Origin of the sequence: Maritalea sp. (assembly GCF_051251695.1) — a bacterium.
GTDB lineage: Bacteria > Pseudomonadota > Alphaproteobacteria > Rhizobiales > Devosiaceae > Maritalea.
On record NZ_JBPOEU010000015.1, the window covers coordinates 1 to 26,980 of the forward strand.

At 49.0% G+C, this 26,980-nt stretch carries 28 protein-coding genes and 1 pseudogene; 8 read left to right on the top strand and 21 right to left on the bottom strand.

Features of this window, described 5'->3' with window-relative positions; translation table 11 throughout:
- Positions 1–301: 301 nt before the first annotated feature.
- Entirely contained in the window at positions 302–2,113 is a 1,812-nt protein-coding gene (locus tag ACSHWX_RS10615; RefSeq protein ID WP_435668192.1) for a diguanylate cyclase domain-containing protein, read from the top strand.
- Here ACSHWX_RS10615 and ACSHWX_RS10620 read toward each other — a convergent pair.
- On the bottom strand, positions 2,110–2,637 hold the full coding sequence (locus tag ACSHWX_RS10620) for a MarR family winged helix-turn-helix transcriptional regulator (RefSeq protein WP_435668193.1): 528 nt from the start codon (positions 2,635–2,637) through the stop codon (positions 2,110–2,112). The two genes, ACSHWX_RS10615 and ACSHWX_RS10620, sit on opposite strands and share 4 nt — an antisense overlap.
- A gap of 132 nt (positions 2,638–2,769) precedes the next feature.
- Here ACSHWX_RS10620 and ACSHWX_RS10625 point away from each other — a divergent pair, with 132 nt between their 5' ends.
- Entirely contained in the window at positions 2,770–3,660 is an 891-nt protein-coding gene (locus tag ACSHWX_RS10625) for a branched-chain amino acid aminotransferase (protein ID WP_435668194.1), read from the top strand.
- Positions 3,661–3,687: 27 nt separating this feature from the next.
- Here ACSHWX_RS10625 and ACSHWX_RS10630 read toward each other — a convergent pair whose 3' ends face one another.
- From ACSHWX_RS10630 to ACSHWX_RS10660, 7 genes are read right to left on the bottom strand one after another with little or no spacing between them, the layout of a single operon-like run.
- Complete coding sequence (locus ACSHWX_RS10630) at positions 3,688–4,173, bottom strand: molybdenum cofactor biosynthesis protein MoaE (protein WP_435668195.1); 486 nt, start codon at positions 4,171–4,173, stop codon at positions 3,688–3,690.
- Positions 4,167–4,544: an iron chaperone gene (locus tag ACSHWX_RS10635; RefSeq protein ID WP_435668196.1), complete on the bottom strand. Its 378-nt coding sequence runs from the start codon at positions 4,542–4,544 to the stop codon at positions 4,167–4,169. Before ACSHWX_RS10635 ends, ACSHWX_RS10630 begins: the two co-directional genes overlap by 7 nt.
- A gap of 17 nt (positions 4,545–4,561) precedes the next feature.
- Positions 4,562–4,813 (bottom strand): molybdopterin converting factor subunit 1, encoded by a 252-nt coding sequence (gene moaD, locus ACSHWX_RS10640; RefSeq protein WP_435668197.1) that lies wholly within the window; start codon positions 4,811–4,813, stop codon positions 4,562–4,564.
- Positions 4,810–5,358: a CDP-diacylglycerol--glycerol-3-phosphate 3-phosphatidyltransferase gene (gene pgsA, locus ACSHWX_RS10645; protein WP_435668198.1), complete on the bottom strand. Its 549-nt coding sequence runs from the start codon at positions 5,356–5,358 to the stop codon at positions 4,810–4,812. The genes moaD and pgsA overlap by 4 nt, the downstream gene beginning before the upstream one ends.
- 57 nt (positions 5,359–5,415) lie before the next feature.
- Positions 5,416–7,302: an excinuclease ABC subunit UvrC gene (uvrC, locus tag ACSHWX_RS10650; protein WP_435668199.1), complete on the bottom strand. Its 1,887-nt coding sequence runs from the start codon at positions 7,300–7,302 to the stop codon at positions 5,416–5,418.
- On the bottom strand, positions 7,302–8,057 hold the full coding sequence (locus ACSHWX_RS10655) for an SDR family oxidoreductase (RefSeq protein WP_435668200.1): 756 nt from the start codon (positions 8,055–8,057) through the stop codon (positions 7,302–7,304). Before ACSHWX_RS10655 ends, uvrC begins: the two co-directional genes overlap by 1 nt.
- 6 nt (positions 8,058–8,063) lie before the next feature.
- On the bottom strand, positions 8,064–9,038 hold the full coding sequence (locus ACSHWX_RS10660) for a calcium/sodium antiporter (protein WP_435668201.1): 975 nt from the start codon (positions 9,036–9,038) through the stop codon (positions 8,064–8,066).
- Positions 9,039–9,208: 170 nt separating this feature from the next.
- Between ACSHWX_RS10660 and ACSHWX_RS10665 the strand changes: the two genes are divergently transcribed.
- Positions 9,209–9,835: a hypothetical protein gene (locus tag ACSHWX_RS10665; protein WP_435668202.1), complete on the top strand. Its 627-nt coding sequence runs from the start codon at positions 9,209–9,211 to the stop codon at positions 9,833–9,835.
- Here ACSHWX_RS10665 and ACSHWX_RS10670 read toward each other — a convergent pair.
- Both ACSHWX_RS10670 and ACSHWX_RS10675 read right to left on the bottom strand, forming a co-directional pair.
- Positions 9,832–10,686 (bottom strand): DMT family transporter, encoded by an 855-nt coding sequence (locus ACSHWX_RS10670; protein WP_435668203.1) that lies wholly within the window; start codon positions 10,684–10,686, stop codon positions 9,832–9,834. The two genes, ACSHWX_RS10665 and ACSHWX_RS10670, sit on opposite strands and share 4 nt — an antisense overlap.
- Positions 10,687–10,695: 9 nt before the next feature.
- The gene (locus ACSHWX_RS10675) at positions 10,696–11,697 is read right to left on the bottom strand and encodes a DUF1176 domain-containing protein (RefSeq protein ID WP_435668204.1); all 1,002 of its coding nucleotides are present in this window, start codon (positions 11,695–11,697) and stop codon (positions 10,696–10,698) included.
- A gap of 211 nt (positions 11,698–11,908) precedes the next feature.
- Between ACSHWX_RS10675 and ACSHWX_RS10680 the strand changes: the two genes are divergently transcribed.
- Positions 11,909–12,187, top strand: coding sequence for a hypothetical protein (locus ACSHWX_RS10680; protein ID WP_435668205.1), 279 nt, complete (start codon positions 11,909–11,911; stop codon positions 12,185–12,187).
- Between the two features lie 60 nt (positions 12,188–12,247).
- Here ACSHWX_RS10680 and ACSHWX_RS10685 read toward each other — a convergent pair whose 3' ends face one another.
- Positions 12,248–12,592, bottom strand: coding sequence for a 5-carboxymethyl-2-hydroxymuconate Delta-isomerase (locus tag ACSHWX_RS10685; protein WP_435668206.1), 345 nt, complete (start codon positions 12,590–12,592; stop codon positions 12,248–12,250).
- A 129-nt stretch (positions 12,593–12,721) separates the two neighbouring features.
- Here ACSHWX_RS10685 and ACSHWX_RS10690 point away from each other — a divergent pair, with 129 nt between their 5' ends.
- Entirely contained in the window at positions 12,722–13,630 is a 909-nt protein-coding gene (locus ACSHWX_RS10690; protein ID WP_435668207.1) for a DMT family transporter, read from the top strand.
- 544 nt (positions 13,631–14,174) lie between these two features.
- On the opposite strand, the pseudogene uvrB reads toward ACSHWX_RS10690, so the two are convergent.
- A pseudogene (uvrB, locus tag ACSHWX_RS10695) lies at positions 14,175–16,625 on the bottom strand (excinuclease ABC subunit UvrB); the annotation flags it as partial.
- A 196-nt stretch (positions 16,626–16,821) separates the two neighbouring features.
- Here uvrB and ACSHWX_RS10700 point away from each other — a divergent pair.
- The gene (locus ACSHWX_RS10700; RefSeq protein WP_435668208.1) at positions 16,822–18,303 is read left to right on the top strand and encodes an MDR family MFS transporter; all 1,482 of its coding nucleotides are present in this window, start codon (positions 16,822–16,824) and stop codon (positions 18,301–18,303) included.
- Positions 18,304–18,434: 131 nt separating this feature from the next.
- Here ACSHWX_RS10700 and ACSHWX_RS10705 read toward each other — a convergent pair whose 3' ends face one another.
- The 5 genes from ACSHWX_RS10705 to ACSHWX_RS10725 form a co-directional block, all read right to left on the bottom strand.
- Positions 18,435–18,914 (bottom strand): GNAT family N-acetyltransferase, encoded by a 480-nt coding sequence (locus tag ACSHWX_RS10705; protein ID WP_435668209.1) that lies wholly within the window; start codon positions 18,912–18,914, stop codon positions 18,435–18,437.
- Between the two features lie 74 nt (positions 18,915–18,988).
- Positions 18,989–19,714: an SIMPL domain-containing protein gene (locus ACSHWX_RS10710; protein ID WP_435668210.1), complete on the bottom strand. Its 726-nt coding sequence runs from the start codon at positions 19,712–19,714 to the stop codon at positions 18,989–18,991.
- A 126-nt stretch (positions 19,715–19,840) separates the two neighbouring features.
- Positions 19,841–20,503: an SH3 domain-containing protein gene (locus ACSHWX_RS10715; protein WP_435668211.1), complete on the bottom strand. Its 663-nt coding sequence runs from the start codon at positions 20,501–20,503 to the stop codon at positions 19,841–19,843.
- A gap of 139 nt (positions 20,504–20,642) precedes the next feature.
- A complete protein-coding gene (locus ACSHWX_RS10720) occupies positions 20,643–21,023 on the bottom strand; it encodes an acyl-CoA thioesterase (protein ID WP_435668212.1) in 381 nt (126 codons plus the stop codon).
- Between the two features lie 3 nt (positions 21,024–21,026).
- A complete protein-coding gene (locus tag ACSHWX_RS10725) occupies positions 21,027–21,689 on the bottom strand; it encodes a thymidine kinase (RefSeq protein ID WP_435668213.1) in 663 nt (220 codons plus the stop codon).
- 440 nt (positions 21,690–22,129) lie between these two features.
- Between ACSHWX_RS10725 and ACSHWX_RS10730 the strand changes: the two genes are divergently transcribed.
- Together ACSHWX_RS10730 and ACSHWX_RS10735 are read left to right on the top strand one after the other, a co-directional pair.
- Positions 22,130–22,804: a DUF2461 domain-containing protein gene (locus ACSHWX_RS10730; RefSeq protein WP_435668214.1), complete on the top strand. Its 675-nt coding sequence runs from the start codon at positions 22,130–22,132 to the stop codon at positions 22,802–22,804.
- Positions 22,805–22,893: 89 nt separating this feature from the next.
- On the top strand, positions 22,894–23,292 hold the full coding sequence (locus tag ACSHWX_RS10735) for a hypothetical protein (protein WP_435668215.1): 399 nt from the start codon (positions 22,894–22,896) through the stop codon (positions 23,290–23,292).
- Here ACSHWX_RS10735 and ACSHWX_RS10740 read toward each other — a convergent pair whose 3' ends face one another.
- The 4 genes from ACSHWX_RS10740 to ACSHWX_RS10755 form a co-directional block, all read right to left on the bottom strand.
- On the bottom strand, positions 23,293–24,192 hold the full coding sequence (locus ACSHWX_RS10740) for a DMT family transporter (protein ID WP_435668216.1): 900 nt from the start codon (positions 24,190–24,192) through the stop codon (positions 23,293–23,295). It lies immediately after the preceding gene.
- Between the two features lie 75 nt (positions 24,193–24,267).
- Positions 24,268–25,491 carry an aminotransferase class V-fold PLP-dependent enzyme gene (locus ACSHWX_RS10745; protein ID WP_435668217.1) on the bottom strand — a complete coding sequence of 408 codons (1,224 nt, stop codon included), beginning with the start codon at positions 25,489–25,491 and terminating at the stop codon, positions 24,268–24,270.
- Positions 25,492–25,721: 230 nt separating this feature from the next.
- Positions 25,722–26,336, bottom strand: coding sequence for a Spy/CpxP family protein refolding chaperone (locus ACSHWX_RS10750; protein ID WP_435668218.1), 615 nt, complete (start codon positions 26,334–26,336; stop codon positions 25,722–25,724).
- Positions 26,337–26,578: 242 nt separating this feature from the next.
- Positions 26,579–26,818: a hypothetical protein gene (locus ACSHWX_RS10755; RefSeq protein WP_435668219.1), complete on the bottom strand. Its 240-nt coding sequence runs from the start codon at positions 26,816–26,818 to the stop codon at positions 26,579–26,581.
- Positions 26,819–26,980: the final 162 nt, after the last annotated feature.

Below are 26,980 nucleotides of genomic sequence, written 5' to 3' on the forward strand. Positions count from 1 at the left end.
TTAACGTCTCATTTTATTTCTACCCAAGACGAGACCTTAAACGCCTCGCGTATCTGCCCACTTGAAAACCTCAAGACTGATTGGTCGTTGAGCACCTCCGCTTGTCGATCACTCACTTTTCCCTCCCCCTCGTGGGGAGGGATTAAGGGTGGGGGTGCTTCTGTTTCAAGCAAAAAAAGTCGGCCAAAGTCGATAAAAATTCAATCGAATTGAGCGTACGCAAAGTTACTGATGATAATATAATGTAAATATAGAACATATAGGATTATGGCGTAGGATTTGAGGTAAAAGGGACATCTGTATGTTGCGCATCAATGCAAAAACGATAAAGTCGTTTTTGATCGGCTACGCAATTTACATTGCTCTGGCTTTGTTCAGTGTGATGCTTGCGCGCGCTTCGCAGAATGTTGCCGTATTTTGGCCAGCCAATGCGGTCATCGTTTTGATGTGTATTGCTAATGGTCGGGCCCAGCTACCTGCCTTCATACTCGCCGCATTTTGTGCAAATGCGACCATACAGATAGGTTTTGGCGACCCGCTCCTTATGATTGTTGGATTTCCTTTGGCAAATTGCCTTGAGATATTGGTTGCCTATTTCGGGCTTCAACTTCTTCAGTTTGATAAGACGCCGATTGATAGTCCGAAAAAAGCGATGTCGCTGCTTGGTGTCGTTTCAGTGGCAGCGATGCCAGCGGCCGCTATTGGGTCTACTGTCGTTTCCTTGGTTCATGGTGGGTCGCCGTTTGGTGCGCTGATCAATTGGTGGGCCGGCGACATTGTTAGCGCCATGATTATCTATCTGCCAGTTCTTTCAATGCGTGCTGAAAATGAAAAACCAGTTAGCTTTGCCAATATTCGTATGGTCGATATCCGCGATTTTGCGCGGCTTTGTTTTAGCTTTGTGCTTGGGTTTTTGGTTTTGTCGGCACTAACATTGCCGCTAGCCCTAATATTGCTGTTTCCAACATTGTGGCTTGCTCTGAAGGGGCGTCCGTTTCAGGTTGCATTGATCAGTTCAATATTGTCGTTGGCGATTTCAGGGGCAGCGGTGATCGGTGTGTTGCCTGGCATTTCTCCTGATATGGCACTGCGGGACATTGTTTTTCAGCAGCAAACATTGGCACTATTTTGCACATTTCCGCCCTTTCTCATCGCTGTGACGATTTCGAATTTTACAAAAAGCCAGACCGAACTCGCCCAACGACACGAAGCATTGACCATTACCCTGTCCCATATGCAACAAGGCGTTTCAGTTTTTGATCGGGACGGAAAACTTACCGTTTGGAATGAAAAATACCTGCAAATTTTTGGCGTTGATCCCAAGATCATTTTCGCTGGCGTATCGTTTCAAGCGATATTAGATCAACAAAATGAGGATGGTAAATTCAACGGTGATCCAGCACAAATCCAATCCAACATCTTGGCACATGTGAATAGGGGCACTGAGCTATATACTGAAACCAAAATGACTTCGGGCCGCTATATCCGCTCAGTACATTCGCCCACACCGGTTGGTGGCTGGATTGGCACACACGAAGACATAACTGAAAAACGGATGCTGGCGGACAAGCTTGCCTATGATGCGCTTCATGATGTCCTAACCGATATCCCCAATCGTCGATATTTCGAAAAGGAATTCGCGGGTCGTTTGCGCGTTGCCCAAGGGGAGAAGTCCGCTGTTACTCTCTTTTCAATTGATTTGGACAATTTCAAAAAAATCAACGATACGCATGGGCACGAGGTCGGCGACGAAATCTTAAAATGGGCGGCTCAAAATCTTGAAAGGGTTAAGCGGAAAGGCGACTTTCTGGCCCGTGTTGGCGGTGACGAATTCATGTTGATTGCCTCTAAAGGCACCGATCCAAAAACAGCTGAAAACCTTGGCAAGCGTATCAATGAAAGCTTTGGTCAGGCAGTTGAGATGTTGGGTGTAACGTGTTTATGCAATGTCAGCATTGGCATTGCGCACGCTGCCGATGGCCAAGTAAGTGCGCGCCAACTCCTATCCCAAGCTGACGTTGCCGTTTACGCAGCGAAAAAGAAGGGACGTGGCAGGTATCAATTATACGATTTTTCTAAAGATGAAAATCGTGATGGCCTTATCGCCAGTTAGTCGACTAGGTTTAAGTTTTCAAGTGTGGCCTGATCGTTAGGATCTATCATTGCGGCCAAAAACTGGGTGACCAGTTCGCGGGTTTCTTTGGGCATTGGTTCTAAAGCGCGGGCAATTCGCTGCGCTTGAGAGGCCGAGAGGGTTTCAAAAAAGTCAGCACCGGTTTGAGTTGGGTAAAGCAGCCTTTGGCGACGGTCATTTGGGCCGGTACGTTGTTCGATATACCCGCCATCGACAAGCTGCCGCAAAACTCGGGCAAGACTTTGTTTGGTGATTTTTAGGATATCGAGCAAGTCTGCCACTGTCATGCCCGGACGTAAGTTGACGAAATAGAGCACCCGGTGGTGCGCGCGCCCGAAGCCTTGTTTTGACAATAATGCATCCGCATCGCGCACGAAATCACGATAGGCGAAAAACAAAAGTCCCATCAAATCAAGGGGCATTGCTGCGCTGGACGCGGCGGGTTCATCGACGAGAGATAAATTTATGTCAGTCTTATTGACATTTATTTTGGTGGCTGGCATGTTGGCCTTCATCATCGCTTTTTCTCTTCTTATCACAAGCTTGAGTTGATTTGCCAAGTCTGTGGGTGTTTTATCAGAGAAAGTAAATTATGTGGCATCCTATCAAGGATGCCGATTTTAGGGAGATTTGAGATGGCTGGCGTGCCTTTAGACCAACGGGATGGTTGGATTTGGTTTGACGGTGAAATGGTGCCTTGGAAAGACACCAAAGTACATGTGTTGACCCACGCGTTGCATTACGCGTCAAGCGTATTTGAGGGACAGCGTGCTTATAGTGGTGAAATTTACAAATTGAGCGACCACTCGACACGTTTGCGCAAGTCAGCTGAATTGTTGGATTTTGAAATTCCGTATTCTGTTGAGCAAATTGACCAAGCTTGTCGGGACGTGCTTGAAAAGAACGACCTTGTCGATGCTTATATGCGCCCAGTTGCATTTCGCGGATCAGCCGAACTTGGTCTTGGCGCGCATAATAATCCAGTACATCTGGCGATTGCTGCTTGGGAATGGCCAAGCCTTTTCTCGCATGAAGATAAGTTGAAAGGCACGCGATTGGCTTTGTCCGATTGGCGTCGACCTGCACCAACATCTGCGCCGTTCGCATCAAAAGCTGCCGGACTTTATATGATCTGTACACTCTCTAAACACGCTGCTGAAGCGCGTGGCTTTTCTGATGCGATGATGCTTGATTATCGTGGTCAGATTGCAGAGGCGACGGGCGCGAATGTGTTTTTTGTCAAAGACGGTGAAATTCATACGCCAACGCCTGATTGTTTCCTTGATGGTATTACGCGACGCACGGTTATCGATTTGGCTCGGGCGCAGGGCATTAAAGTTACCGAGCGGGTTATCATGCCTGATGAACTTGGTGATTTTGACGAGTGCTTCCTCACTGGTTCTGCTGCAGAAGTTGTGCCGGTTGCTGAAATTGAAGGCAATGTCTTTAAAGGTCGCGAAATTTGTAGCGCGATGATGAAGGCTTATACGGCAGAAGTTCAGCCAAAGCGTGCTGCTGCAGAATAATCAGAGTTTAGAATTTTGGACGTCGCCCTAAGTTTTGGGCGGCGTTTTTGTTTGCCATTTTTTACGCGCATCATCATCGTCTTTTTTGTGCTGAACCCAATGCGTACCTTCAGAAGTCACCTCTTGTTTCCAAAACGGCGCATCGGTTTTTAGCCAGTCCATGACGTAATTTGCACCGTCAAACGCAGCCTGCCGATGGCGCGAGGCGGCCATCACATGGACGATAACCTCGCCTACCTGCATTTCGCCAAAACGATGGATGACGGCGATATCAACGAGGTCGAAATTCTCGATGGCCTCTGTGGCAAATCGTTCAATTTGTTTTTGCGCCATGGTTGGGTGATGTTCAAGGATCAATGCCTTGATGGGGTTCTCTGGCGTTGAACGCACCAAACCGGTGAAGGTGGCGACCGCCCCAACTTCTTGATATTTGCTGATAAACTGGTTGGTGAGATGACCGGGGTCAAAAATGTCGCGTTGGATGGTCACCATTTGCTGGCGGTTTTTTAACATTCGATATCCACACCGCTTCGCCAAAGTTTGTTGGCCTCTTTAATGAATTGGTCAATTTTTGTTTCAGGGATGTTTTTTGACTTGGTAAAACGAATGCAGCCTTTGCCAAGATTTAGCCCAGCCAGCAATTGGTGTTCTGGATCAATTTTGTCGATGTCACCAAAATATATACTGACATAATTTTTCTGGGCGTTGAGATGACAGAAATTGTTTTCACCAATCCCATAGGCAAGCATTTTGTAGTTTATGGTTTCGTCTAACTTTGAATCACAGTCTAAAATTAGCTGACGTAACTCAAGAAGGGTTTCTCTTCGCCAATCGCTTGGTAGTTGGGCAATATATTCTTCAGGTGATTTTGCATCTGAAAGCAATTTGCTACTCCTTGAATTTAGCCGCCTGTCATTGGCGGAAAAAACGCGATTTCTCTCGCATCGGCAATCATTGCATCATGGTCGACAAGTTCATCGTCGATTGATGCACGGATGATAGCACGGTCAGAAAAGGCGAGGGCAAATGCTTCGTCAGTATCTGCCTTCCAATCCATGAGTTCTGCTATTGTCGTGGCAGATTTGGGGGGAGAAACGTCCTCGCTCCCCTTGTTCATGCGCTCACGTAGCCAAGCAAAATAGAGGATTTTCATGATTTTTCGTCGATCAAATGTGGCCATGCGCGTTTGAAATAGTCGTACCCAGTATAGACCGTTAACCCCGTTGCTAGCCAGACCATTGCATAGGCAGCTGAGGCCAGGCTAGGGACGAGTGGGATGAGCATGATGGCACCAAGTGCAACCAATTGAACGGTGGTTTTATATTTCCCCAAGTCGGATACATGCACGGTAATTTGTTCTGCACCCAAATGCTCGCGAAGCCCGGCTACCCCAATTTCGCGCATCATGATGAGGATGGCCGCAACGGTTAGGTTCATATCGAAACTACCGTCGAACGCGAATGCGATGAGCAGGGCGCCGACGATGAGTTTGTCTGCGATTGGGTCGAGCATGCGCCCGAGAGGTGAAATAATTTGCATGCGACGGGCAAGGTAGCCATCAAAGAAGTCAGTGAGCGCTGCAATGACGTAAAGCGTGAAGGCGAACCATTGGGTGGTCCAATTGTCCATGAATATGAGCGCAACAATTACCGGAATAAGTAGGATGCGCGACATTGTGAGAATGTTTGGTAAGTTCAATGAATAATGCCCCTCAAATATTGTTGCATACCAAGCAATAGGATGCTGGCTTGAAGGTCAAGAGCGATTGAAATGATCATAGATGATTTGTGCCATTTGTGTGGAAATCCCTGAAATGGACTGAAGGTCTTTCAATGTTGCACCGCTCACCGCTTTCGCTGATCCGAAATGACTGAGCAGGGCTTTTTTGCGTGTTGGTCCAATGCCTTCAATTTCATCCAATGGGTTCTTGACGATTTGCTTGGAGCGCTTCGCCCTATGGGTGCCAATTGCGAAGCGGTGGGCTTCGTCGCGCAGCCTTTGCACATAATAGAGCACTGGATCTCGTGCTGGCAGCATGAAGGGCTCTCGCCCTTCTAGGATGAATGTTTCGCGCCCGGCATTGCGCTCTTCGCCTTTGGCGATACCGATCAGGGTTACCTTCTGCGGCAAATTGAATTGCTTGAGCGTTTCCCTGACCGCGCTCATTTGGCCCTTGCCGCCATCGATAAGCAAAACATCTGGCCAATCTGGTAGTGTTTCTTTGTCGGCATCCTCTGCGATTTCTTCCGGTTTATATTCGTTGACCAATCTGGTGAACCGGCGTTCCAGAACTTCACGCATCATGCCGAAATCATCGCCCGGTGTGATGTCGGTCGATTTGATGTTGAACGTGCGGTAATGCTTCTTCGAAAAGCCCTCACGCCCGGCAACAATCATGCCGCCAACCGCGTTTGTGCCCTGAATATGGGAGTTGTCGTAAACTTCAATACGGCGGGGAGGTTGTTCAAGGCCAAATGTTTTAGCCATGCCCTCCAGCAATTGGGTTTGCGAGGCCGTTTCAGACAATTGTCGGCCCAATGCTTGTCGCGCATTGTTCAGGGCGTTTTTCACCAGCGTTCGCTTTTCACCCCGTTGTGGCGTCAAAATTTCTACCTTGCGCTCCGCACGAATGGCGAGGGCTTCGGCCAGCAGTTTGGGCTCCTCTGCGTCGTGCGAAAGCAAGATCAGTTTGGGCGGTACACGGGCTTCATAAAATTGTGCAATAAAGGCGGTGAGAACTTCGCGTTCTTCAAGGCTTTTATCTGCCCTTGGGTAGTAGGCGCGATTACCCCAATTTTGGTGGGCGCGATAGAAAAACACTTGGATGCAGAATTTACCGGCCTCTTGATGGATGGCGAAAATATCCGCGTCGACCACCGATTGCGCGCTCATATCGCCTTGCCCCTGTATCAAGGAAAGAGCTGCGATCCGGTCGCGCAATAAAGCCGCGCGTTCAAAGTCCAAGTTCTCTGCGGCCTTTTGCATTTCCTCAGACAGGTTGGATTGCACCGTTCGGGATTTTCCGGTCAGAAACTTTACCGCGTCGTCGACCAGCAATTGATAGTCTTCAATGGATATTTCGCCGGTACAGGGGGCGGCGCAACGCTTGATTTGATGTTGAAGGCAGGGGCGTGTTCTGCCCTCATAATAACTGTCTGAGCAATTGCGCAACAAAAATGCTTTTTGTAGTGATGTAATGGTGCGGTTGACGGCTGTTACAGAGGCGAAGGGGCCAAAATAGTGCCCTTTTTTTCGACGAACACCACGGTGTTTGGTGAGTTCTGCTGCCTCATGTTCCATGGCCATCAAAATATAGGGGAAGCTTTTGTCGTCACGAAGCAAAACATTATAGCGCGGTTTGAGCCGCTTGATCATGTTCGCTTCTAAAAGTAGGGCTTCACTTTCGGTATTTGTGGTCACAAATTCCATTGTGCGCGTAGCCGAAATCATACGGCCGATGCGGATGGAGTTCCCTTCATACCTTGTGTAGTTGGTCACACGGGCTTTTAGATTGCGTGCCTTTCCAACATAAATCACATTTTGCGCATCATCAAACATCCGGTAAACGCCCGGCCCGTTGGGCAGCGCTTTAACGAATTTCTTGATGATTTCAGGGCCGGGTGAGGTGGTTGCTTCGCTCATTATTGTGCGATGTTTTCACCTTTATGCGTCCACTTCAAGTGCTCGCCACCATCAAGCGCCATCATTTGACCAGTCATTGATGGGGCGGAAAGGATGAAGCGCACGGCGTCACATATCTCATCGAGTTGTGGGCCGACCTGAAGCGGTAGGCTTTTGATTTCTTTTTCGAAATCAGCCTGTGATTGATGGATATTTTTAATGGTCGGTCCCGGCCCAATCGCGTTCACTCGAATTCGGGGTGCAAGGGATTGTGCCATCGTCTGGGTGGCGGTCCACAGCGCAGATTTGGAAAGGGTATAGGAAAAAAACGTTGGTTTGAGCGCCCATACGCGCTGATCAATCATATTGATGATGTTGCCGCGTGCATTTTCGGGCAGTTGTTTGGCAAAGTCGCTTGAAAGAAAAACTGGCGCTTCAGCATGAATGCTAAAGTGGGTTTGCCACAATTCATCTGAAAGCTTGTCGATGCTGTCCGGTTGAAAGATTGAGGCGTTGTTGATGAGAACTGTAAGCGGGCCGAAAATATCGCCAGCTCGGGCAATCAGATTTGCGCGTTCGGCACGATCTAATAGGTTTGCCCCGATCGTTGCGACAGTGCCACCGGCAGCGGAGATTTCAGCGGCGAGCGCTTCTGCTTTTTCCTGCGATGAATTGTAGTGGATAATGGTCTGGCAGCCATCTTTGGCAAGGGCCCTCGCCATTGCTGCACCGATACGGTCTGCGGCGCCAGTTATCAAGGCGACTGCTTTTGCCATCTGGACCTAAAAACTCCCGTTAAACATTTCGTGCCCAACTTCAAAGACGATGAGCAAATAGATCACATATAGTGAGGCCATGATGACGCCCTCTACTTTGCCGATATTGCGGTGCAAGAAAATGAGCGGCAATATGCCGATGGAGATCAGCAGCATCACCCAATAATCAAAGGCTAGAAAGTTCTCTTCTACCTTTAGCGGAATGATCATCGACGTTACGCCGACAATTGAGAGAATATTGAAAATGTTCGACCCGACCGCATTGCCAATTGCCACCGCAGATTGACGGCGGAGGGCGGCTGCCATGCCTGCCGCAAATTCTGGTAGGGATGTGCCTAAAGCCACAATCGACAAGCCGACGGCGCTTTCGGCGATGCCCATCATTGACGCAATATCAAGGGCGCTGTCGGTGGTGAGTTTACCGCCAAGAGGCAGGCCGATAATGCCGATAATGAGATAGATCGTGATTTTGCGTGTATCGTCTGGCGCGTCGTCGATTTCCTCAACGATTTCTTCAATCGCTTGGCCCTTTTTGCGCATCCGCATGGCTTCAAAGCCATTATAAATCAGATATCCAGCAAGTAAGCTGACGAGCAAAAGTCCATCGGTAAAACTGACGATACGATCAAGGCTCAAAATGATCAGTAAAACGCTGACAAACACCATAAATGTCGCGGAGCGGCGCAGTCCGGTCTGTTTGCAGTTTATGGAGAAAAATAGCGCGGGTACGCCCAGCACAAACAGAATGTTTGTTATGTTGGAGCCAACAACGTTACCGATAGATAGCCCCGGCGCGCCATCAGCGGCAGCTGACAACGAAACCACGAGTTCTGGCGCAGATGTTCCAAATGCGACGACGGTTAGACCGATAACTAGGGGTGGAATGCCCATGCGATTGGAGAGCCCAACCGCACCGCGAACCAACAGATCACCAGTCACAACCAATGTAGCGAGCCCCAAGGCGAGCAGCAAATATGGCATTTGAACCTTTTTCTCTAAAGTGCGTGCGCAAGGTAGTGGCAAAGATCACCACAAAACACAAGAGTGTCTCATATGGGGATTGGTATTTATATGTAAAGACATCACAACTTTGTTGATGAGCTAGTCAGCACATATTTTTGTCTTTACGACTATTCCTTCTGGAGATTGTAATGCTGACAAACACTCATATCTTGATCGCGGCGACCGCGTTGACCCGCAAAAAATTCACGCGGCGGCAGAATATGTTGGTGGTTTTTGGGGGGCTTTTTCCAGATCTCTCGCTGGCTTTAATGGTTCTAGTGACCAGATTACCGGGTTTTCAGGCTGATAATCTTTGGCGCGCACCGGACGGATTATATTGGCAGGAACCTTGGCAGTTCTTTTCGGCCCTTTCCAATTCCATCCCCCTTTATATCGTTGCGCTACTGGCTTTCATGTTCCTTGTTCGACGTGATCAAACAAGGCGTTCAATCTGGTTGGCACTGGCGCTGTTCTCAGCAGCGTGTTTGCTCCATGTTTTGGCCGATTTTCCTGTTCACGCGGATGACGCCCATGTGCATTTTTGGCCGTTGAGCGGAGAGCGGTTTCATTCGCCGATTTCTTATTGGCAGTCAAAATATTATGGCGATTGGGTCAGCGCGTTTGAAACAGTGCTTGGCCTTGGGCTGGCGGTGATCATGTGGCGACGGTTTTCGAACCGGTTCTCAAGAATTGGTATTGTGGTGCTCGGATTGCCTTACATCTTGGCGCTATATTTCATTTTTTCCAGCGTCTTCGGCCAAGGTCAGTTTGGCTAAATCTTCTTTTTGAAGATGGTCGCCAACGCCACGCCCAACAAAATCAATGTGCTGGCGATGACAAACCGCGTGGTGAGTTGTTCGCTTAGGAACAACACGCCGCCCAATGTTGCAATGGCGGGTACAGTGAGTTGAACAACTCCTGCGCTGGTGCGTGCGAGGCTGGGCAGCACAAGATACCACACGGCATACCCCATGCCGGAGGCGAAAATTCCTGAAAGACAAGCAAAGATTATCCCCTGTAAATCGATAGACCAGCTGTTTGTTGTCAGCGCGAAAATAATCATTGCCCCCAAGGCGAGGGGGACGGTGCGCACGAAATTGCCCATCGTGTCTTGGGTTGCATTTTTTGATCCTCGGCCAAGCAGCGAGTAAACGCCCCAACTGATACCCGAGATGACCATCAATAGTGTGCCAATGGGGTCTGGTGCCACAAGGCCGGGGGAAACCAAATAGGTGAATGCGCTAAACGCGATCACAATGCCGACTATTTCAATAGGGCCGGGGCGTTCGCCTTTGACAATTGCCCAAATGATCATGGTGATTTGTACGGATGCGAACAGGATCAGCGCGCCCAATCCTGCTCCCAATGTCAAATAGGCAAATGAGAAAAAGATTGCATATGCCCCAAGCGATGTTGCCCCCAACCAAGACCCAGCGGTTTTGATTTTTCGGATCGTTCGCTGTTGAACTCCAACCAGTAAGAACAAAGCTGCCGCACCAGAAACCAAGCGAATAGTGGTGAACATTACCGGGTCGATATTGGTTTGGGCTAATCCCATGCGGGTGAAAATTGAATTCGCGGCAAATGCGATCATCGCGAGTGCCGTAAGGGAAGCTGTTTTTAGCAATTTAAATCTCTACTTGCTTGGTGTTGGGAAGATTTGTGGGAAATCCCCGGGCTCACCATCGCATTTCTCTTTGGCGTGAAATGAATTCATCTTGAAACCGTAATCTTCCCATACCCATTCGCCAAAGTTGCCGCAATCACCAATGCCACGCCCCTTGTAAAAACTTGTTAGCGCACGGTTTTCTGGATCGTAATAGGGGTTGATGAGAATGTCGGTGCCGCTCCACCCCATGGGCGCCCAATAGTCGGCGAATAGGAGTTTGGTTACGCCTTTATATTCGGTTGATTGTGTGTAAAAACTATAGCCAAAGTTGTAGGCGCCTGCAGTGCAGGGAATGACGTAAAGCAGGGTCGTATTGTTCACCTGATGCACTTCCCAGTCCGCGCCATGCACAAGATCAGACATAGTATCGCAATTGTCGTTCTTGGCATGGGTTGTTAAAATTTCAGGTGGCAGCTCTTTCGGGATATCGAGCTGTGGCTCTGCCAGTTTTAGATCGACTGGGAGCCACCCGGCGATGCGCGGATAACCTACGCGTCCCTGTTGGTCATCAATCCACAACAAAGCAGCGGTTAGGCCGGATAGGGAAAACTCGATGTCGACGGACTTGGCGTTCTCATCGTCAAAACCAATGGTCATTTTGTCGTCGGCAATCATTTTCTTGAGCATCGCCGTCGCTTGGTCGCCGATGAGGAAAATGTCGTTTATCGCGCCATATGCGCGAGCTGTTCCACCCTTGGTATAAGGATAAAAGTCTTCTCCGACATGGATATAAAATGTTGTGGTTTTGGCAGGCTGCGTTTTAACCGTTGTAAATGACATTTCCCAATGGTTGCCGCTCTTGTGTCGCCCTATCCTGAACCAATAATCAGCGACGGTGCCGTTAGCAGGATTTGGGTTAATATATGAAATGGCAGAACAATAATTTGTTTGCGGCCTACAGGCGGCTAACCAATCCTTGAAATAGGCGCGTTTCTCACCAAAATTATCCGCAATTGCAGAAGGTGCCATTAGCAAAGTCGCTATGAGTATCGCGGTTAAACGCATGGTAAAATGTCCCTTTTGATCGGTTAAGTTTAACCTAAATCATCAAAATTGGAAGTATTGTGAAGTTGCGATTATTGTCTGACAACTTCGCCCATTTGCTTTTGTTTCTTTTTGCGACGCGTTAGAATTGTCGTCGGCAGGTCGTGTGATTTGCCCAAAAAAATGGAGCGCAAAAGTGGAATCAATTTTACCACTCATTACTCAACTGATTGCTGGCGGTTTAGCCGGTAACGGTGTGGGACAAACGTTCAAAGATGCAAATCTTGGCACAATGGGAAACACGATTGCAGGCGCGATTGGCGGCCTTGGTTGCAGCGCCTTGTTAGGTATTACCCCAGGACTTCAATTTTTAGCCGGCATGGGCCTTGTGGCTGATGGTGTTTCAGGTCTCATCGGCGGTGCTATCTTGACGGCAATTGTTACCATTTACCGCAAAATGACCACTCGTGACTAGTAAATGCCAATGCGCTAAGCAATCTGTTTTCAGATTGCGCCCATCTCCAAAAGGGGCGGATTAAACGCTCCGCTTTGCATATGTAGCAGGATCAATTTCCTTGATGTCGACGCTGATGGTGCCGACTTGGGGCAGTTTCGCCGCCGCCTTTTCTAGGATTGCCGTGGTCACTTTGCGTTTTTGTTCTTCGGTCCTTCCAGCCATCAGCCGAACAGTGATGTGAATAAAGGTTGAGTTTTCAACCGGTTGGTACCAATGGGTTGCAGGGATTGCCCGTGCTTTGACATCTTCAGGTGTGGTGAACACGCCGGTTGCCAATGCGGCCTCGCTCAATGATTTGCAAAGTGCCTCAAGATCAATATCGTTTGCGATGGGTTGGGCATATTCAATGATAATATGGGGCATATTGGATCCGTTTTAGTTCATTGTTTGGTGGTGATTATTATAGGCGTTTGCAAAATTCAATGCTACGCTTTGAATCTCGCACAATTGGCGTGGTTTAAACAGCCCGCAAACTCCACATCAGGTCAAAATATGAGCACCACAAGCGCGGACGCTGGAAACAATATTTCCAAGGGCATTGCCCTAACTTTGATCTCCATCCTGATTTTTTCTGTTCAGGACGTCGCTGTTAAAATGCTGGTGACAGACTACCCGCCGACCCAAATTGTAATGATCCGCTTTTGGGGCGTGGCGGTGTTTACGTTGTTATGGGTGATGCGCGAAGGGCCAATTCGGAATGCATTTCGGACCAAAAAACCGATTTTACAATTGTCACGCGGCGTGCTGTTGGTGGTTGATATTTGGTGCTTTAGTGCGGCGCTGCAATTTATGCCGCTGTCGGATCTGCAAGCCATTTTTATGCTGTTCCCAATTGTTGTGACCTTGTTTGCTATACCTATTTTGGGTGAAAAGGTGGGCATTTTCCGGTGGTCTGCGATTGGCGTGGGTTTTATTGGTGCGATGATTATTATCCGCCCTGGTTTTCAAGACGTGAACATTGGGGTATGGTTTCAACTCGGCGCGGTGGCCACCTTTGGGCTTTACACGGTGCTGACCCGATTGGTCGCCCAGCATGATAGTACGTCCACATCGATGGTTTATATGGCAGTGGTCGGCGTTGTGCTTTCAACTGCCGTTGGGGTGTTCAATATGGTGCCAATGACCCTTAATGCATGGTTGCTGATTGGGTTGGTCATTATTACGGCCAACGTGGCGCATACGCTATTTGCCATGGCCTATCGAGAGGCCCCAGCAAGCGCGTTGCAACCATTCAATTTCCTGATATTGCCTGCATCTATCATCATGACCGTCATCTTTTTTGGCCATTGGATTGATGCAATTAGTCTTTTCGGTGCGTCATTGACCGTCGGCGCTGGGCTGTTTGTTTGGTGGAGAGAACGCCAAAAGGAACGCGTGGTTGCGCGTCAGGTTTTGCGCTAAAACTGGAATTGAAGAAAAGGAACGAACAGGCGCAGCATACGCGGAGAGATCAGATAGGGGATGATCGCGAGACATGCCCACACCTGTCCGAACATTGTTGCAAAAACTTAGGTGAGCCTTTGCGAGGCAAGAGATGATTGCGCACCCACCAAGGTTTTGCACAGCACTTTGATGATTGAAGTGCTCGAGCCATCAAACGGCGAATTGCAGGACACAGAGCCTAAAAGAGGCATCTCCACTTGCAGCCATTTCGATAACCTGCCGTTATTATGCGCAGACGAGTTACACATCACAGTTGATATAAATCAATTGCACTAGGGTAAATGAGGGCGATATTGTCGCACCTAGAACCCAAGTGTTAGTAGCGCCCTTTGAAATGTTACTGAGGACAATGTGATGAGGCGGTTCGGTTGAACCGGTTTTTTACGCCGTTCGAATAGAGCTTAGGGGCATACTACGGACCCAAAACTTAATTTTGGTCCGTAGTCGACGTTTGAAAATTGGTCGGCATTCCGGTTGAGTAGATAGATCGACTTGCTGACTAGTCGATAATATCCAGCTCCATATCCTTGAGGCGTTTGACCTCATCTCTAAGGCGCGCAGCATCTTCAAACTCAAGGTTGGTGGCTGCCTCGCGCATTTTGCTTTCCAAATCTTTGATGGTCGCAGCAAGGTTATCCCCCACATGCACTTGGCCTTTAGAGAATTTGTCTTTTCCGGTACCGACGGTAACGCGATCACCCTCGTAAACTGAATCCATGATATTTTTGATATTGGATTTGATGGATTGTGGGGTGATGCCGTTGGCTTCATTGAAGGCCATTTGGATTTCTCGGCGACGGCTGGTTTCCGTCATGGCGCGTTCCATGGACCCAGTTACCTTGTCCGCATATAGGATCACTTTGCCATCGACATTACGCGCGGCGCGTCCAATGGTTTGGATTAGGGATGTTTCAGACCGCAAAAAGCCTTCTTTATCCGCATCCAAAATGGCCACCAAGGCGCATTCAGGAATGTCCAACCCCTCGCGAAGCAAGTTGATGCCAACAAGCACGTCGAATGCACCCAGCCGCAAATCGCGAATGATTTCGATACGCTCGATCGTATCCGTATCCGAGTGCATGTAACGGACTTTGATGCCCTGTTCATGCATGTACTCTGTCAAATCCTCGGCCATCTTTTTGGTCAAGGTGGTCACCAAGGTGCGGTAACCCTGTTTGGCAGTCTTTTTGATTTCGTCAATGACATCATCGACTTGGTTTTTCGCCGGGCGGATTTCTACGGGCGGATCAATTAGCCCTGTTGGGCGAATGATCTGTTCTGCGAACACGCCGCCGGTTTGGTCCATTTCCCATTTGCCAGGCGTCGCGGACACATAAACCGATTGCGGCCGCATGGCGTTCCATTCTTCAAAGCGCAACGGACGGTTGTCCATGGCTGAAGGCAAGCGGAAGCCATATTCGGCCAAGGTCGCTTTACGGCGGAAATCGCCACGATACATGGCGCCAAGTTGGCCGATGGTCACATGGCTTTCGTCAATGAATACTAGTGCATCATCGGGCAAATATTCAAACAAAGTTGGGGGCGGCTCGCCCGGTTGGCGGCCCGTGAGGTAACGCGAATAGTTTTCAATACCCGCGCAAGAGCCTGTGGCTTCCAACATTTCCAAATCAAACAAGGTGCGTTGTTCCAAGCGCTGTGCTTCAAGAAAGCGACCCATGCCGTTCAGTTCTTGCAGGCGCGCTTGCAGCTCCGCTTTGATGAATTTGAACGCTTGGTTCAATGTTGGTCGTGGGGTCACATAGTGTGAGTTCGCATAGACGCGAATGTTCTTGAGTTTTGCTGCTTTTTTGCCGGTGAGGGGATCAAATTCTACGATGCTTTCGATTTCATCGCCCCATAATGTCACGCGCCACGCCGCGCTGTCGTAGTGAGCTGGGAATATCTCAATCGTGTCGCCACGCACCCGGAACGTCCCCCGGACAAAACTGGCTTCGTTGCGCTTATATTGAAGGGCAACCATGTTGGCGAGAAACTCGCGTTGATCAATTTTTTGACCTTCGTGTAGGTCAACGATCATCGAAGTGTACCCCTCAACCGAACCAATACCGTAAATACAAGAAACCGAAGCCACAATGATCACATCGTCGCGCTCTAGCACCGCGCGGGTGGCAGAGTGGCGCATTCGGTCGATCTGGTCATTGATGGTGGATTCTTTTTCAATGAATGTATCAGTGCGGGGTACGTAAGCTTCGGGCTGGTAATAGTCGTAAAATGAGACGAAATATTCCACGGCATTGTTGGGGAAGAAGCTTTTAAACTCACCATAAAGCTGAGCAGCCAATGTTTTATTGGGCGCCAAAATAAGGGCAGGGCGCTGGGTGTCGGCGATCAAAGACGCGACAGTGAACGTTTTACCCGAGCCGGTGACCCCAAGCAAAACCTGATCTGTTTCGCCATTATTGATGCCTTCTTTTAGCTCCGCAATCGCCGTGGGTTGATCTCCCTGTGGGCTGAATTCGGTTTCCAGTTTAAAGGGAATGCCGCCTTCCACTTTGGGCGGACGCGCGGGCCGGTGCGGCTTCCAAGCATCAACGCCTTCAACTTCCTCACGGCCATATTGAATGAGGTTTTCCAGAGCTTTTACGGTTTCTGAAACACCGGACGCGGCTTCAATTGGTTTGCTGGGGGAGACAAATCCAGCTTGTGGCGCCTCGGCAAACCCGTCCAAGTTTTCAGGCCGTTCCACTGAGTTGGCTTTTGACTTGGGAGACTTTTTGGACATGCCTGTGGCGGTGTCAGGGTTTGACGTTTTGGTGGTGCGTCTTTTGGCTTCTGCTGCTTCGGCGCGATCTAGCGCACGCGCATTTTTGAGCCGCTGCTGGGGGAGGCGCTTCGCCGACTCGATATCTTCGGCCTTCTCAATCTGGGTGATGAATTCATCAATTGAGAAGTCAGGCTTGCTGGGCCGTTCTGATTTTTTATCGTCGCTCATGAAAATACCTTGGTGCAGAAGGTGTATTAGCCCACCAGTGCTTACATATCAATATATGTGATTGTGCTCGGAACGTAAAGGGAACAAGTTTGCAAATTCACAAAACATATAGTACTAAATCTGTATATTGACGCTGTTCCAGTTTGTGGACAGGGTGCCGCCCACTTGCTCTCGCATTTTCGCGAAAAAGGAATTTATGACGACTTCAGAACAAACTGCCGTTGATGCGGCGGGTGTAACGATGCAGGAAACAGACAATTCTGCCCGCAATAATTTGGTTATTGGTTTGCTGTTAGCCTCCACGTTCGTGGTGTTCCTCAACGAAACAATCATGACCGTCGCCATTCCGCGTCTAATGATCGCGTTGGATGCCACCGCAAGTTCGGTGCAATGGCTGACCACTGCATTTTTGCTGACGATGGCCGTTGTGATCCCGGTGACTGGGTTTTTGATCCAACGGATGAATACGCGTCCGATTTTCATTTTGGCGATGAGTATTTTTTCTGTCGGCACGCTGATCTGCGCCGTTTCGCCGGGGCTTGAACTTTTGGTCTTTGGGCGGGTGGTTCAAGCTGTTGGTACAGCGATTATGATGCCGTTATTGATGACCACGGTGATGACACTCGTTCCCCCAGAATCGCGTGGCAAAATGATGGGCAACATTTCAATTGTTATCTCGGTAGCACCCGCGATTGGGCCAACAATTTCTGGCTTTATTCTTAACTATATGGAATGGCGCTGGTTGTTCATTTTGGTATTACCGATTGCCCTAATCGCTTTGGTCATAGGCGCAAAACTCATGAAAAACGTCACGGAGCCGCGTTATGCGCCGTTAGATATCCTCTCGGTTATTCTTTCGGCGATCGCGTTCGGTGGGCTGGTTTATGGTCTTTCTGGCTTGGGTAGCGCAGAAACGGCACAAATCGGCGGCCTGCCGGCATGGGTGATCTTGTTGATCGGTGCTGTTGTGATGGTTGTTTTCATCTTCCGGCAGCTTTCCTTGCAGAAAAAAGACGCGGCATTACTGGATTTTCGGACCTTCCAATCAAAACTTTATTCGATCAGTTTGACGATGTTGGCGATCAGCATGATGACGCTATTGGGCACAGTTATATTGTTGCCGATTTACACCCAAAATGTGCTGGGCATTGATGCGTTGCAAACTGGATTGATGTTGTTGCCGGGCGGATTGATTATGGGACTGTTGGCACCAAGTGTTGGCCGCCTTTATGATCGCATTGGCCCTCGGCCCTTGGTTATTCCGGGCACAATACTTGTTTCATTGGTGCTTTGGGCGCTGACGATGGTGGGACAAGATACGAGCGTGTGGAACATTTTGATTGGGCACATGATCCTGAGTGTTGGGCTGGCTTTGATCTTTACGCCATTGTTCACTTCGGCTTTGGGGGCTGTGCCGCCGATGCTTTATTCTCACGGCAGTGCGATGTTGGGCAGTATTCAGCAAGTGGCCGGGGCGGCGGGTGTTGCACTGTTTGTGGCGGTGATGTCCATCCAAACACGGCTCTCAACTGAAGCTGGCCTTGATGCGACGGCTGCTTTGACAAGTGGTATTCGGCTCGCTTTCCTTTGCGGTGCTGTGATTTTCCTTTTGGCCGTTCTGTTAGCGTTTTTCGTTCGACGTCCGCCAGTTGTGAAGGGCGCCGTGCCGGGGCACTAACCGACGCTGCGTTCGATGCAAACTGACGTTTGAGAAAAATTGGGGCTCGCTTTTGCGGGCCCTTTGCTATTGAACAGTTTGACCGATTAACATGGTCATCAAAGTGACCATTTGCGGCGAAACTGATTGAGTTAAAGCGGTTTGGCCATACTGATGTCTGTGGTTTTGTAACCGAGCTTTTTGTATAAATTTGCAGCGCCATGATTGAAGCCGAATACGTGAAGCGCCAGTTTTGTTGCGCCTAGCTTTTTTGCTTCTGGCTCTATCAAAGACATGGCGGCTTTCGCGTGTCCTTGTCGACGATGGTCGGGTTGTATTTCCAAATCATAGATGAATGCCGTCGTGGCACCCCATTTGGTTGAAACGACGAACCATATGGTGCCAATGACTTGATCGGCATCGTCCAAAATTGAAAACAAATTATTGCCTGGGCTGGCTAAGCCGTTTGGAAATGAACGTTCAAACGATTCTTGCGATAATTTTAGAGCTTGATCATCAGCAATTTCCAAGACTTGAGCTTTTTCCTTGGCGAACTCATTGGTGCAATGGGGCAGCCAAATATCAAATTCAGATTGTCGCATAGGGCGAATTTTGGTCTGCGGGTTGGCCATTTTGATACCTTAGCAATCTATTGGAGCCGCATACTCCATAGGCGGTCGCCCCATGTCAACAAATAGCCAAATCCCTAGTCAGCTAGGAAATAAGTGATCGTGCTAACAACGCGAACGCGTTTGTCGATTTGTTTGTCTGGACGATCATTGGGAATATCCACAGCTGGCAGGATTTGGAAGACACCCTGATTTGCAGTTTGAATATTGCCGACATTTGATTGAGATTGTTCGGCGAATTGTTGGGCAGCTTCGCGGGCGCGTTTGGTTGCTTCTGTAAGCATTTCGCCCTTTAGGTCTGCGATGCCAGTGAAGACAAAACTCGGGCCGCCGGACCAACTATCGGATGAAAATACGACGCCAGCTTTTAAGAGTTCGCCTATGTCGCGTGAGGCGAAGTTGAGCTCATCCACTTTATCGGTGGTGACCAACATATCTTGATTGAGGTTGAAGCGCACATCTGCTGGAAAGTTACCACCATTATAGCCTGCATATCGGTCTTCAACGCGTACATTTTGTATTTCGATTTCGTCGGCTTCAAATCCATGTTTGGTCAAAAACGCACGAACCGCTGTTTCCGATGCTTCAAGACTGCCCCGCGCTGCTTCAAGTGTCGGGCCGTTTGCGACAAATCTGATGGGCCAAAATCCGAGATCGGCTTTCACGCTCTTTTCGGCCAAACCTTTTACCGTCACTGTGCGCAATGGTTTGCGGCTGTTTTCAAGTGATTGGCCAAGCAACCAGCCGCCAGCAGCGACACCAATGGCCAAAATAAGGGCTGAAAGAACTGAAATTGATTTCATTATAAATCTCGTGAGTTTGGCATTTCATCAGCATAAAGGCTGATCAACACGGCGACAATGGGGCGCAAACAAAAACACCCCGGCAGTTATGCCAGGGTGAATTGGAGGTCATTTTAGTGCCGCTTATTAGTAGCGGTAAGATTTGAACGATGAGATTTCGTTGTTCAAGCGACGGCCCAGTTTTGGCACTGAACGGTCAAACGTGCGACATCTGCCATTGTAGTTTTTGTGTTTACACACTTTCACTTCTGCATCGCCAATGATTTTGATTGACGAAATTCTGTCGTTCCAACGGCCTGACAACAAGTTGTCTTTTGAGCCAGCAGCGACACATGCTTTGCGTCCAGAATAGTGGGCACCTGAATAGAAGCAGATGCGTGCTTTGCGTGGGCGGTAATCATTGTCGTTATCAGAAAGACCGAAGGAGAATGATGACCCGTTCGAGCCGAACTGGAAGCCAAATGTTACTTTTGGATTGTTCGAGCTGTGCTTTGGTTTCTTCGGTTTGTTCGGCTTATGGTTGCCTTTTTGCGCAAGGTATTTGCCTGAAACCCAGCCGTCTGGGCCTGAGTGAACGATGTAACACCATTTTTTCGAGTTGGTGCATTTTTGAACGTTTACTTCTTCGCCCTTATATAGTGCGTCAACAACGTCATAACCCGTGCCTGGGCCAGAGCGGATGTTGAGTGCTGCGGTCGACTTTGCTGCAAAAGCAAAGGCCGAAGATGCGGTGATGACGATGCCCATTGTTGCAAGGGCAGCTATTTTGGTAAGTTTGCGAAAGTCCATTTGATGTCTCCCAGTTTGAGGTTTCACTTGTTCCGTGACCCCAATTAACCAAAACGTTGCTGAATGGTTACTGAATGGTAATGTTCAGTTTCAGTTCATCTACCTGAATAGTGCAAACTAAGGGAAGACTTCCGCCGTTTTAGGCTATCGGTTTGGGTTTTCCTTGATCATCCAGTGCGACATAAACAAATTTGCCTTCGGTGACTTTTTCGCGTTGATTTAAGCGGTTGCGGCGCGCCCACGCTTCCATGAACACAGAAATGGACGTTGTGCCGACCCGTTCGATGGTGGTGTAGACGCACAAAACGTCGCCAACTTTTACCGGGGCGATAAAGGTCATGGCTTCAACGGCGACGGTGACAACGCGGCTTTTAGATTTTTCTGCCGCAGCAATGCCGCCAGCAATATCCATCTGGCTGAGCACCCATCCGCCGAAAATGTCGCCCGACGGATTTGTGTCCGACGGCATGGCAACTGTTCTAATGGTAAGGTCGCCCTGTGGCGCATTTTGATCGCTCATGACTTAGCCCAGTGCTGATATGGAGGAGAGATCGTCGTCGTCGTCTTCATCGGCTTTTGAAATGGACTGGCCGTCCATATTGACGACTTTGTTGGGGTGCATTTTTTCTTCCCAATGGCGACGGCAAAGGGAAACATAGACTTCCTTGCCGATGCTGACTTGGTCGCCTTCGCGGATGGCTTCGCCATTTTCATCCATGCGCACAACCATTGTGGCTTTGGATCCGCATTCGCAGATGGTACGAATTTCGCGCAAAACATCGGCAATTGCCAGCAACTCAGCAGAGCCTTCGAATAGTTTGCCTTGGAAATCTGTGCGTAGGCCAAAACACATAATTGGAATTTTGAGGTGATCGGCAACCCGCGCCAATTGCCAGACTTGTTCGCTGGTGAGAAATTGGGCTTCATCAACAAAGATGCAGTCGATTTTTTTCTCTTTATTGGCTTTTGCAATATCAGCGAAAAGATCAAGTTCGCTATCATAAAGATTTGCGGGCACATCAAGACCGATGCGGGATGAGATTTTGCCGACCCCGTCTTCTACATAAAGAGAAGAGGTGTAAAGGCGTGTTTGCATGCCGCGCTCAAAATAATTGTGAGCTGCCTGCAACAAGATCGTCGACTTGCCTGCATTCATCGCCGCGTATGAAAAATAGAGTTTCGCCATCAAAAGCGCCCCATTGGAATCGGTTCATTCAGATGATGTTAGGCTAGATCGACGCGTGTTTTGAAGGTTTGATCGGTAAAAAGTGTGGTGCGCCCCCATCTTTTTGGGCAAATGGCGGGTGGGGGATCGGTTTTGCAGACAAAAAAATGGCCGCTAATGGAGCGGCCAGTGGCGTACCATTTTTTGGGGGGCGGTACGCCATGGAGGTCAACGTGCGTTGACTCTCCCGTCCAAAGTGCGGGGCATGCTCCTTGAACATGTTTTATGCTATTTGGTGATATTGACAGTTCCATGTCCGATTTGTGTCACCAATGTGACTATCCACAGCAGCTGTGGATGAGTTTTGTGGTTCCATTTTGTCGAAACCATGCATGTTCAAACGACATATTTGCAAGCGCATGGCCGTTTGATGCATGCTTTTGTGATCAGGGAGTGAAAATATGTTTGCTGAAAATATTCAATCTTTTCTTTCGGAACTAAAAGAAAACAATAATCGAGAGTGGTTTGAGGCGAACAAACCGCGTTATCAAAATGACGTGGTAAACCCCGTTCTTGAGCTTATTGGCACAATAGAGGGCGAACTGGCCGCGCTGAGCCCGCCATTGCGTGCTGAACCCAAAGCAAATGGTTCACTGCGGCGCATATATCGCGATACGCGCTTTTCCAAAGACAAGACACCTTATCATACCCACATTCACTTGATTTTTTGGACTGGGGGTCATCCGAACAAGTCGCCCGGTGTTCATGTGGTTCTTCACCCGGAAGGGTTTAGTTTTGGGGCTGGGCACTGGGCGTTGGATAATGAGCAATTGGATCGAATGCGGCAACAGATTTTGGGCGACGGTGGCGCCGCTGTTTCAAAGGTTATAATGCAAGTCGAGCAGCATGGCGCGAAGTTAGACGAGCCGGCACTCGCGCGTGTTCCGCGTGGTTTTGATAAGGATGCACCGGGGGCAGATTTGTTGCGCCATAAGGGGCTGGTGGTGAAAAGTGGTACTGTTGCTTATTCCCACGAGTTGGAAAATGTGGACGGTGCAGCCAAGCTAATTTTGGGAATTTGCGAGAAGATGGCACCGCTTAACAAATATTTGGTGGAGCATGTCTGGTCTGCGTAAACGCATAAAAATCGCGTGGGTTCACATTGCCGCCACACTCAGTATTTAACTCAGAGCATGCGGGTGGTACTGTTTTGTTTGGAGATGAAATGAACAAGTTTGCCAAAATTTGCGGTGCGACTGCGCTTGCTGTTTCGATGAGTATGCCTGCTATGGCGGAGACCATGAACCCTGAAGGGGTGTGGCAGCCTGGCAATAAAGAATCTCGCTATGAGATTTCATATTGCGGCAATGGCGCGCAGCTTTGTGCATTGGTCAAATGGATCGACCCAGCGTTTGTGAACGACGATAATCGCAAATTTATAAACACCTATTTGTTTTCTGAGCTTCCCCCGAGTGGCCGGAATAAATGGCGTGGCACCATTAGTTTTCAGGGTCGAAAAATTAGCGGTGTTGTCAAGCAACTATCAAGCGAAAAGCTTTCGGTAAGAGCATGTCTTTTGTTTTTGTGCGAAGAAGTATTGCTGGACCGCGTCGCGGATAAATAGTTACTTCGCCACACGTCTTGCGCGGGTCCGTTCAAAAAAGACCGGGCCTGCTTCGGCCAAAATGATGGCTGAAAAGATCAGCAATACGCCAATATAACCGGTTGGTTCCAGTCTTTCCCCCAATATGATCGCTGCCCCTAACGCGGCGAATAGGCTTTCCATTGATAGGATCAATGCGGCATTTGCTGTGGGGACGTGCTGCTGGCTGATGGTGTGCAGAGTAAAGCCAATTGCTGTCGACAAAACGCCTGCATATAGAATTTCGACCCACCCGATTTGAAGCCCCTCTAGGGTTATAGTTTCAGTGCCTGCTGCGCCAAGTGCGGAGATGGTGCCGCCCACCAAAAAGATGATGGCGGAAACCGTGATCGGGCGTTGAGTGATGCTGGCGGCGCTGCCCAAATTGAAAACGTACAGTGCCCAAAAGAATGAGCTGGCGAGAACGAAATAATCTCCAATAACAAAGTTATCGACCTTGCCGCCGCTCAAAAGGAAAAGCCCCGAAAAGGCGAGGGCTGCGGCGACCCAGATCAGGCGATGCAATTTGGCCTTTGCGAACACCACCATCAAAACGGGGACAAAAAACACGTAGAAGCCGGTGAGAAACCCGGTGTTTGTCACCGATGCTGTAAGCAGCCCAATCTGTTGAAGCCAAGAGCCAAAGAAAAAGGCGAACAGCAAAATGCCGATCAGTTTCCAACCTTGTCTGGTGATCGGTTTGTTTACCCGTCGTGTTTCCCAAATCGCCAATGGCAGAATGAGAATGCCGCCCAACAGATAACGGGCCGCCAGAAATGTTAGCGGCTCCATGGCGTCCATTGCTGATTTTTGAGCGATAAAGGCCGAGCCCCAAATAATGGTGGCAACAATCAGCAGAGCAGTAGCGGTTGAACGCGACATTGCAGCAACTTTCACGGCAGATAGGCAATTCGCCCAACGCGGCGATGCCGAAGTGAAACTATAAGACTTGGGTACCTATAAGACTTGGTCGAGCGCTTTGATCAGCTGATCGATTTCTTCTTGGCTGGTGTAATGGACAAATGACATGCGCAAAACGCCGTGGTCAAGGCCCAAATTCAGCGCTTCAATCAGCCTATAGGCATAAAAATGCCCGCCACTCGCCATTATCTTGTGTTCAGCCAATTCCTTCGCCAAATCAAGTCCAGGGCGATCGCAATGGATTGAAATGGTGGGGACGCGGTCCTCGGCATTTGATGGACCGATGATGCGCACATCGTTGCGGCCGCGCAAATAGTCCAACAATGGTTCGACGAGTGCTGTTTCTTGTTCACGAATTTTCAGTGATGTCGCCCGATAGGGATCTGCCGCATTTTCAGTGCCAGCAATTTTTGCCAAAGCATCAAAATAGTCGACAATGCCGTTGCAGGCCGCGATTTGAGCGTGGTCAGGCCCCGCAGGCACCAAACGTTTGCGCAAAAATTCAGCGTTGAAGAAATGTCCCTGGTTGGGGAGCTTTCTTGCAAGGTCAGGATCGACAACCATCAGCCCTTGATGTGGGCCATATGTTTTGTAAGTGGAAAACAAATAGATATCTGCACCCAAATCGGTGATGTCTGGCAGGGTGTGCGGCGCATATGCGACGCCATCAACTACCGTTACAGCACCAACCGAATGGACGATTTCGCAGATTTTTTTGACCGGATTAATGTGCCCCACAACATTTGAACAATGGGGGAAGGTGACGAGCTTTACTTTCTCATCAAGCAATTCGGTCAATTTATCCAATTCGAGTTCTGCGGTATCTTTGTTTACCCGCCATTCGCGGACCTCAACACCAATTTTTTCCAATTTACGGAATGCCCCGGTGTTTGCTTCATGACATTGATCCGTAACAATGATCGCGTCGCCAGCGCTGAGCATTTCGCTAAACGCATTGCCTAATGTGTAGGTATTCGCTGTGGTTGATGGGCCAATGTGGATGGCATCAACATGGACATTTAGCGCTTTCGCGAGCCGCTCATGGGCGCGATCCATTTCCACGCCCGCTTCTTTTGATGCAGGATAAACCCCATAGGGCTGCAATTTATGTGATGTGTAATAATGGTTGTAATGATCAATGACATGTTGGGCCATATAGGAGCCGCCAGCATTTTCGAAAAACGCCCATCCTTTGAGGTCATTTTGTTCAAACGCAGGAAAGTTGGCGCGAACCGCCTTTGTGTCTAATGGCAATGTCATGATCATCGTCCCGAAAATTGGTTGAACCATATTGGTAACTTGCGAATTTGATCGGGGCAAGACAAAAGAATGCTCCAACTGTAGGGGCAGTTGAAGCATTTTGGATGGGGAACAGTGAAGTCCATAAAGGACTAAATAGGAGATGCCGGACGACGAGGGCAAGTTGCCCCAACTTGGGGTACGTAACCCCAACGTGGGGCACGTCGCCCGGCATAGGCTACTCGTCCGACTTAGCCATTTGATGGTGCAGGGGCACCATTGCCTTGTGGACCACGAGGGCCGTCGCCTTTTTGGCTCTTGCCAAACTGACCGCGTTTGCCTTTTTTACCCTTTTGACCTTTTTTGCCGCCGAATTTGTCCATTTGAGCCTTCTGATCGTCAGATAGGCTTTCATAAAAGCTTTCGAACGCTGGCATGACGATGTTCATGCTTTCAAGTTGCAGTTCCATCATCGCGGTGCGGTGCTTCATTTTCTCAGCCGCACCTTCTGGCTTTTCAGCTTTCAATGGTGCGCAACTTTCACCAAAATTAGTTTGCGCGGTAAGTGCTGCCGTTTTTAAATCATCGAATGCAGGGCGCTGGGCGTCCGTTAAATCGATACGGATTGCCATAATTTCGAGTTTTTTCTCAACGTTTTCTGCCCCGTCAGTTGAACAGATGCTGCCCAAAAAGGCGTGACCACCACGTACGGGCCGGAACTGGCCTTTGCCTTTGCGTTCTTGCTTTTGCTCGGCTGAAGGACCGGTTTTGGTGCTGTCTTGAGCGTAAGCCGCTGGGGCAAGAGCGCTGATTGACATCGTGCCAACAAGTGTTGCTGCAAGTGCGAGTGCTGAAATCTTTTTCATTTTATCTTCCTTTGCCCGACCAATTGGGCGATTTGGGTTTGGCGTCTGATCGAGATTGAAGATAGGGGAAGCCACGTTGCCTAAAGTTTTCCGTGAAATGAACAATTGGTAAGTTTGGAAAGATTTGAAAATAGGCACAAAAAAAGACCGATGCGGGTAAGGCATCGGCCAAGTTGGGGGGGCTTTCCTATAGAGTTAGTTCGGCCGGAAAGCAGGGCAGAATGGAGGTCAGTTGTGTTTATCTAGCGTTGTGTGTTGCGAACGCGAATGGGTTTGAGCTTGGATTGTGTCGTATGTCGCCAGACGCCTACAATAATGGCGGAGCAAAGCGCTAACGCAGGCAAAATAATGCTCAGAGCGGTGACGCTGGTGTGTTCTTGCGTGGCGGCAACTGCGGGGCTAACGACCAGGAGGATTGCAAAAACTGCAGCGAGTGAGCCAGACAAATAGTGTAGTTTGTTTTTGGCGGCTTTTTGTTTCATCTCGGATCGTCCTTTTGATCGTTTAATCGTTCGATGATGCTAATATGAATGACAGATGAGGTGAGAGTTGGTCTGAATTTGGGTGATTTGCGTTCAAAAGTCGGGCAAGTTTGTGGCAAGACCATCATTCCCATATGCAACTTGCAAAACGATATTGAACTT

What these genes read in the sequence shown, in the direction of transcription:
- ACSHWX_RS10615 (WP_435668192.1), top strand. Translation starts at nt 302, where the DNA reads ATGTTGCGCATCAATGCAAAAACGATAAAGTCGTTTTTGATCGGCTAC.
- ACSHWX_RS10620 (WP_435668193.1), bottom strand. Translation starts at nt 2,637, where the DNA reads ATGCCAGCCACCAAAATAAATGTCAATAAGACTGACATAAATTTATCT.
- ACSHWX_RS10625 (WP_435668194.1), top strand. Translation starts at nt 2,770, where the DNA reads ATGGCTGGCGTGCCTTTAGACCAACGGGATGGTTGGATTTGGTTTGAC.
- ACSHWX_RS10630 (WP_435668195.1), bottom strand. Translation starts at nt 4,173, where the DNA reads ATGTTAAAAAACCGCCAGCAAATGGTGACCATCCAACGCGACATTTTT.
- moaD (WP_435668197.1), bottom strand. Translation starts at nt 4,813, where the DNA reads ATGAAAATCCTCTATTTTGCTTGGCTACGTGAGCGCATGAACAAGGGG.
- uvrC (WP_435668199.1), bottom strand. Translation starts at nt 7,302, where the DNA reads ATGAGCGAAGCAACCACCTCACCCGGCCCTGAAATCATCAAGAAATTC.
- ACSHWX_RS10655 (WP_435668200.1), bottom strand. Translation starts at nt 8,057, where the DNA reads ATGGCAAAAGCAGTCGCCTTGATAACTGGCGCCGCAGACCGTATCGGT.
- ACSHWX_RS10660 (WP_435668201.1), bottom strand. Translation starts at nt 9,038, where the DNA reads ATGCCATATTTGCTGCTCGCCTTGGGGCTCGCTACATTGGTTGTGACT.
- ACSHWX_RS10665 (WP_435668202.1), top strand. Translation starts at nt 9,209, where the DNA reads ATGCTGACAAACACTCATATCTTGATCGCGGCGACCGCGTTGACCCGC.
- ACSHWX_RS10675 (WP_435668204.1), bottom strand. Translation starts at nt 11,697, where the DNA reads ATGGCACCTTCTGCAATTGCGGATAATTTTGGTGAGAAACGCGCCTAT.
- ACSHWX_RS10685 (WP_435668206.1), bottom strand. Translation starts at nt 12,592, where the DNA reads ATGCCCCATATTATCATTGAATATGCCCAACCCATCGCAAACGATATT.
- ACSHWX_RS10690 (WP_435668207.1), top strand. Translation starts at nt 12,722, where the DNA reads ATGAGCACCACAAGCGCGGACGCTGGAAACAATATTTCCAAGGGCATT.
- ACSHWX_RS10700 (WP_435668208.1), top strand. Translation starts at nt 16,822, where the DNA reads ATGACGACTTCAGAACAAACTGCCGTTGATGCGGCGGGTGTAACGATG.
- ACSHWX_RS10705 (WP_435668209.1), bottom strand. Translation starts at nt 18,914, where the DNA reads ATGGCCAACCCGCAGACCAAAATTCGCCCTATGCGACAATCTGAATTT.
- ACSHWX_RS10710 (WP_435668210.1), bottom strand. Translation starts at nt 19,714, where the DNA reads ATGAAATCAATTTCAGTTCTTTCAGCCCTTATTTTGGCCATTGGTGTC.
- ACSHWX_RS10715 (WP_435668211.1), bottom strand. Translation starts at nt 20,503, where the DNA reads ATGGACTTTCGCAAACTTACCAAAATAGCTGCCCTTGCAACAATGGGC.
- ACSHWX_RS10720 (WP_435668212.1), bottom strand. Translation starts at nt 21,023, where the DNA reads ATGAGCGATCAAAATGCGCCACAGGGCGACCTTACCATTAGAACAGTT.
- ACSHWX_RS10725 (WP_435668213.1), bottom strand. Translation starts at nt 21,689, where the DNA reads ATGGCGAAACTCTATTTTTCATACGCGGCGATGAATGCAGGCAAGTCG.
- ACSHWX_RS10730 (WP_435668214.1), top strand. Translation starts at nt 22,130, where the DNA reads ATGTTTGCTGAAAATATTCAATCTTTTCTTTCGGAACTAAAAGAAAAC.
- ACSHWX_RS10735 (WP_435668215.1), top strand. Translation starts at nt 22,894, where the DNA reads ATGAACAAGTTTGCCAAAATTTGCGGTGCGACTGCGCTTGCTGTTTCG.
- ACSHWX_RS10740 (WP_435668216.1), bottom strand. Translation starts at nt 24,192, where the DNA reads ATGTCGCGTTCAACCGCTACTGCTCTGCTGATTGTTGCCACCATTATT.
- ACSHWX_RS10745 (WP_435668217.1), bottom strand. Translation starts at nt 25,491, where the DNA reads ATGACATTGCCATTAGACACAAAGGCGGTTCGCGCCAACTTTCCTGCG.
- ACSHWX_RS10750 (WP_435668218.1), bottom strand. Translation starts at nt 26,336, where the DNA reads ATGAAAAAGATTTCAGCACTCGCACTTGCAGCAACACTTGTTGGCACG.
- ACSHWX_RS10755 (WP_435668219.1), bottom strand. Translation starts at nt 26,818, where the DNA reads ATGAAACAAAAAGCCGCCAAAAACAAACTACACTATTTGTCTGGCTCA.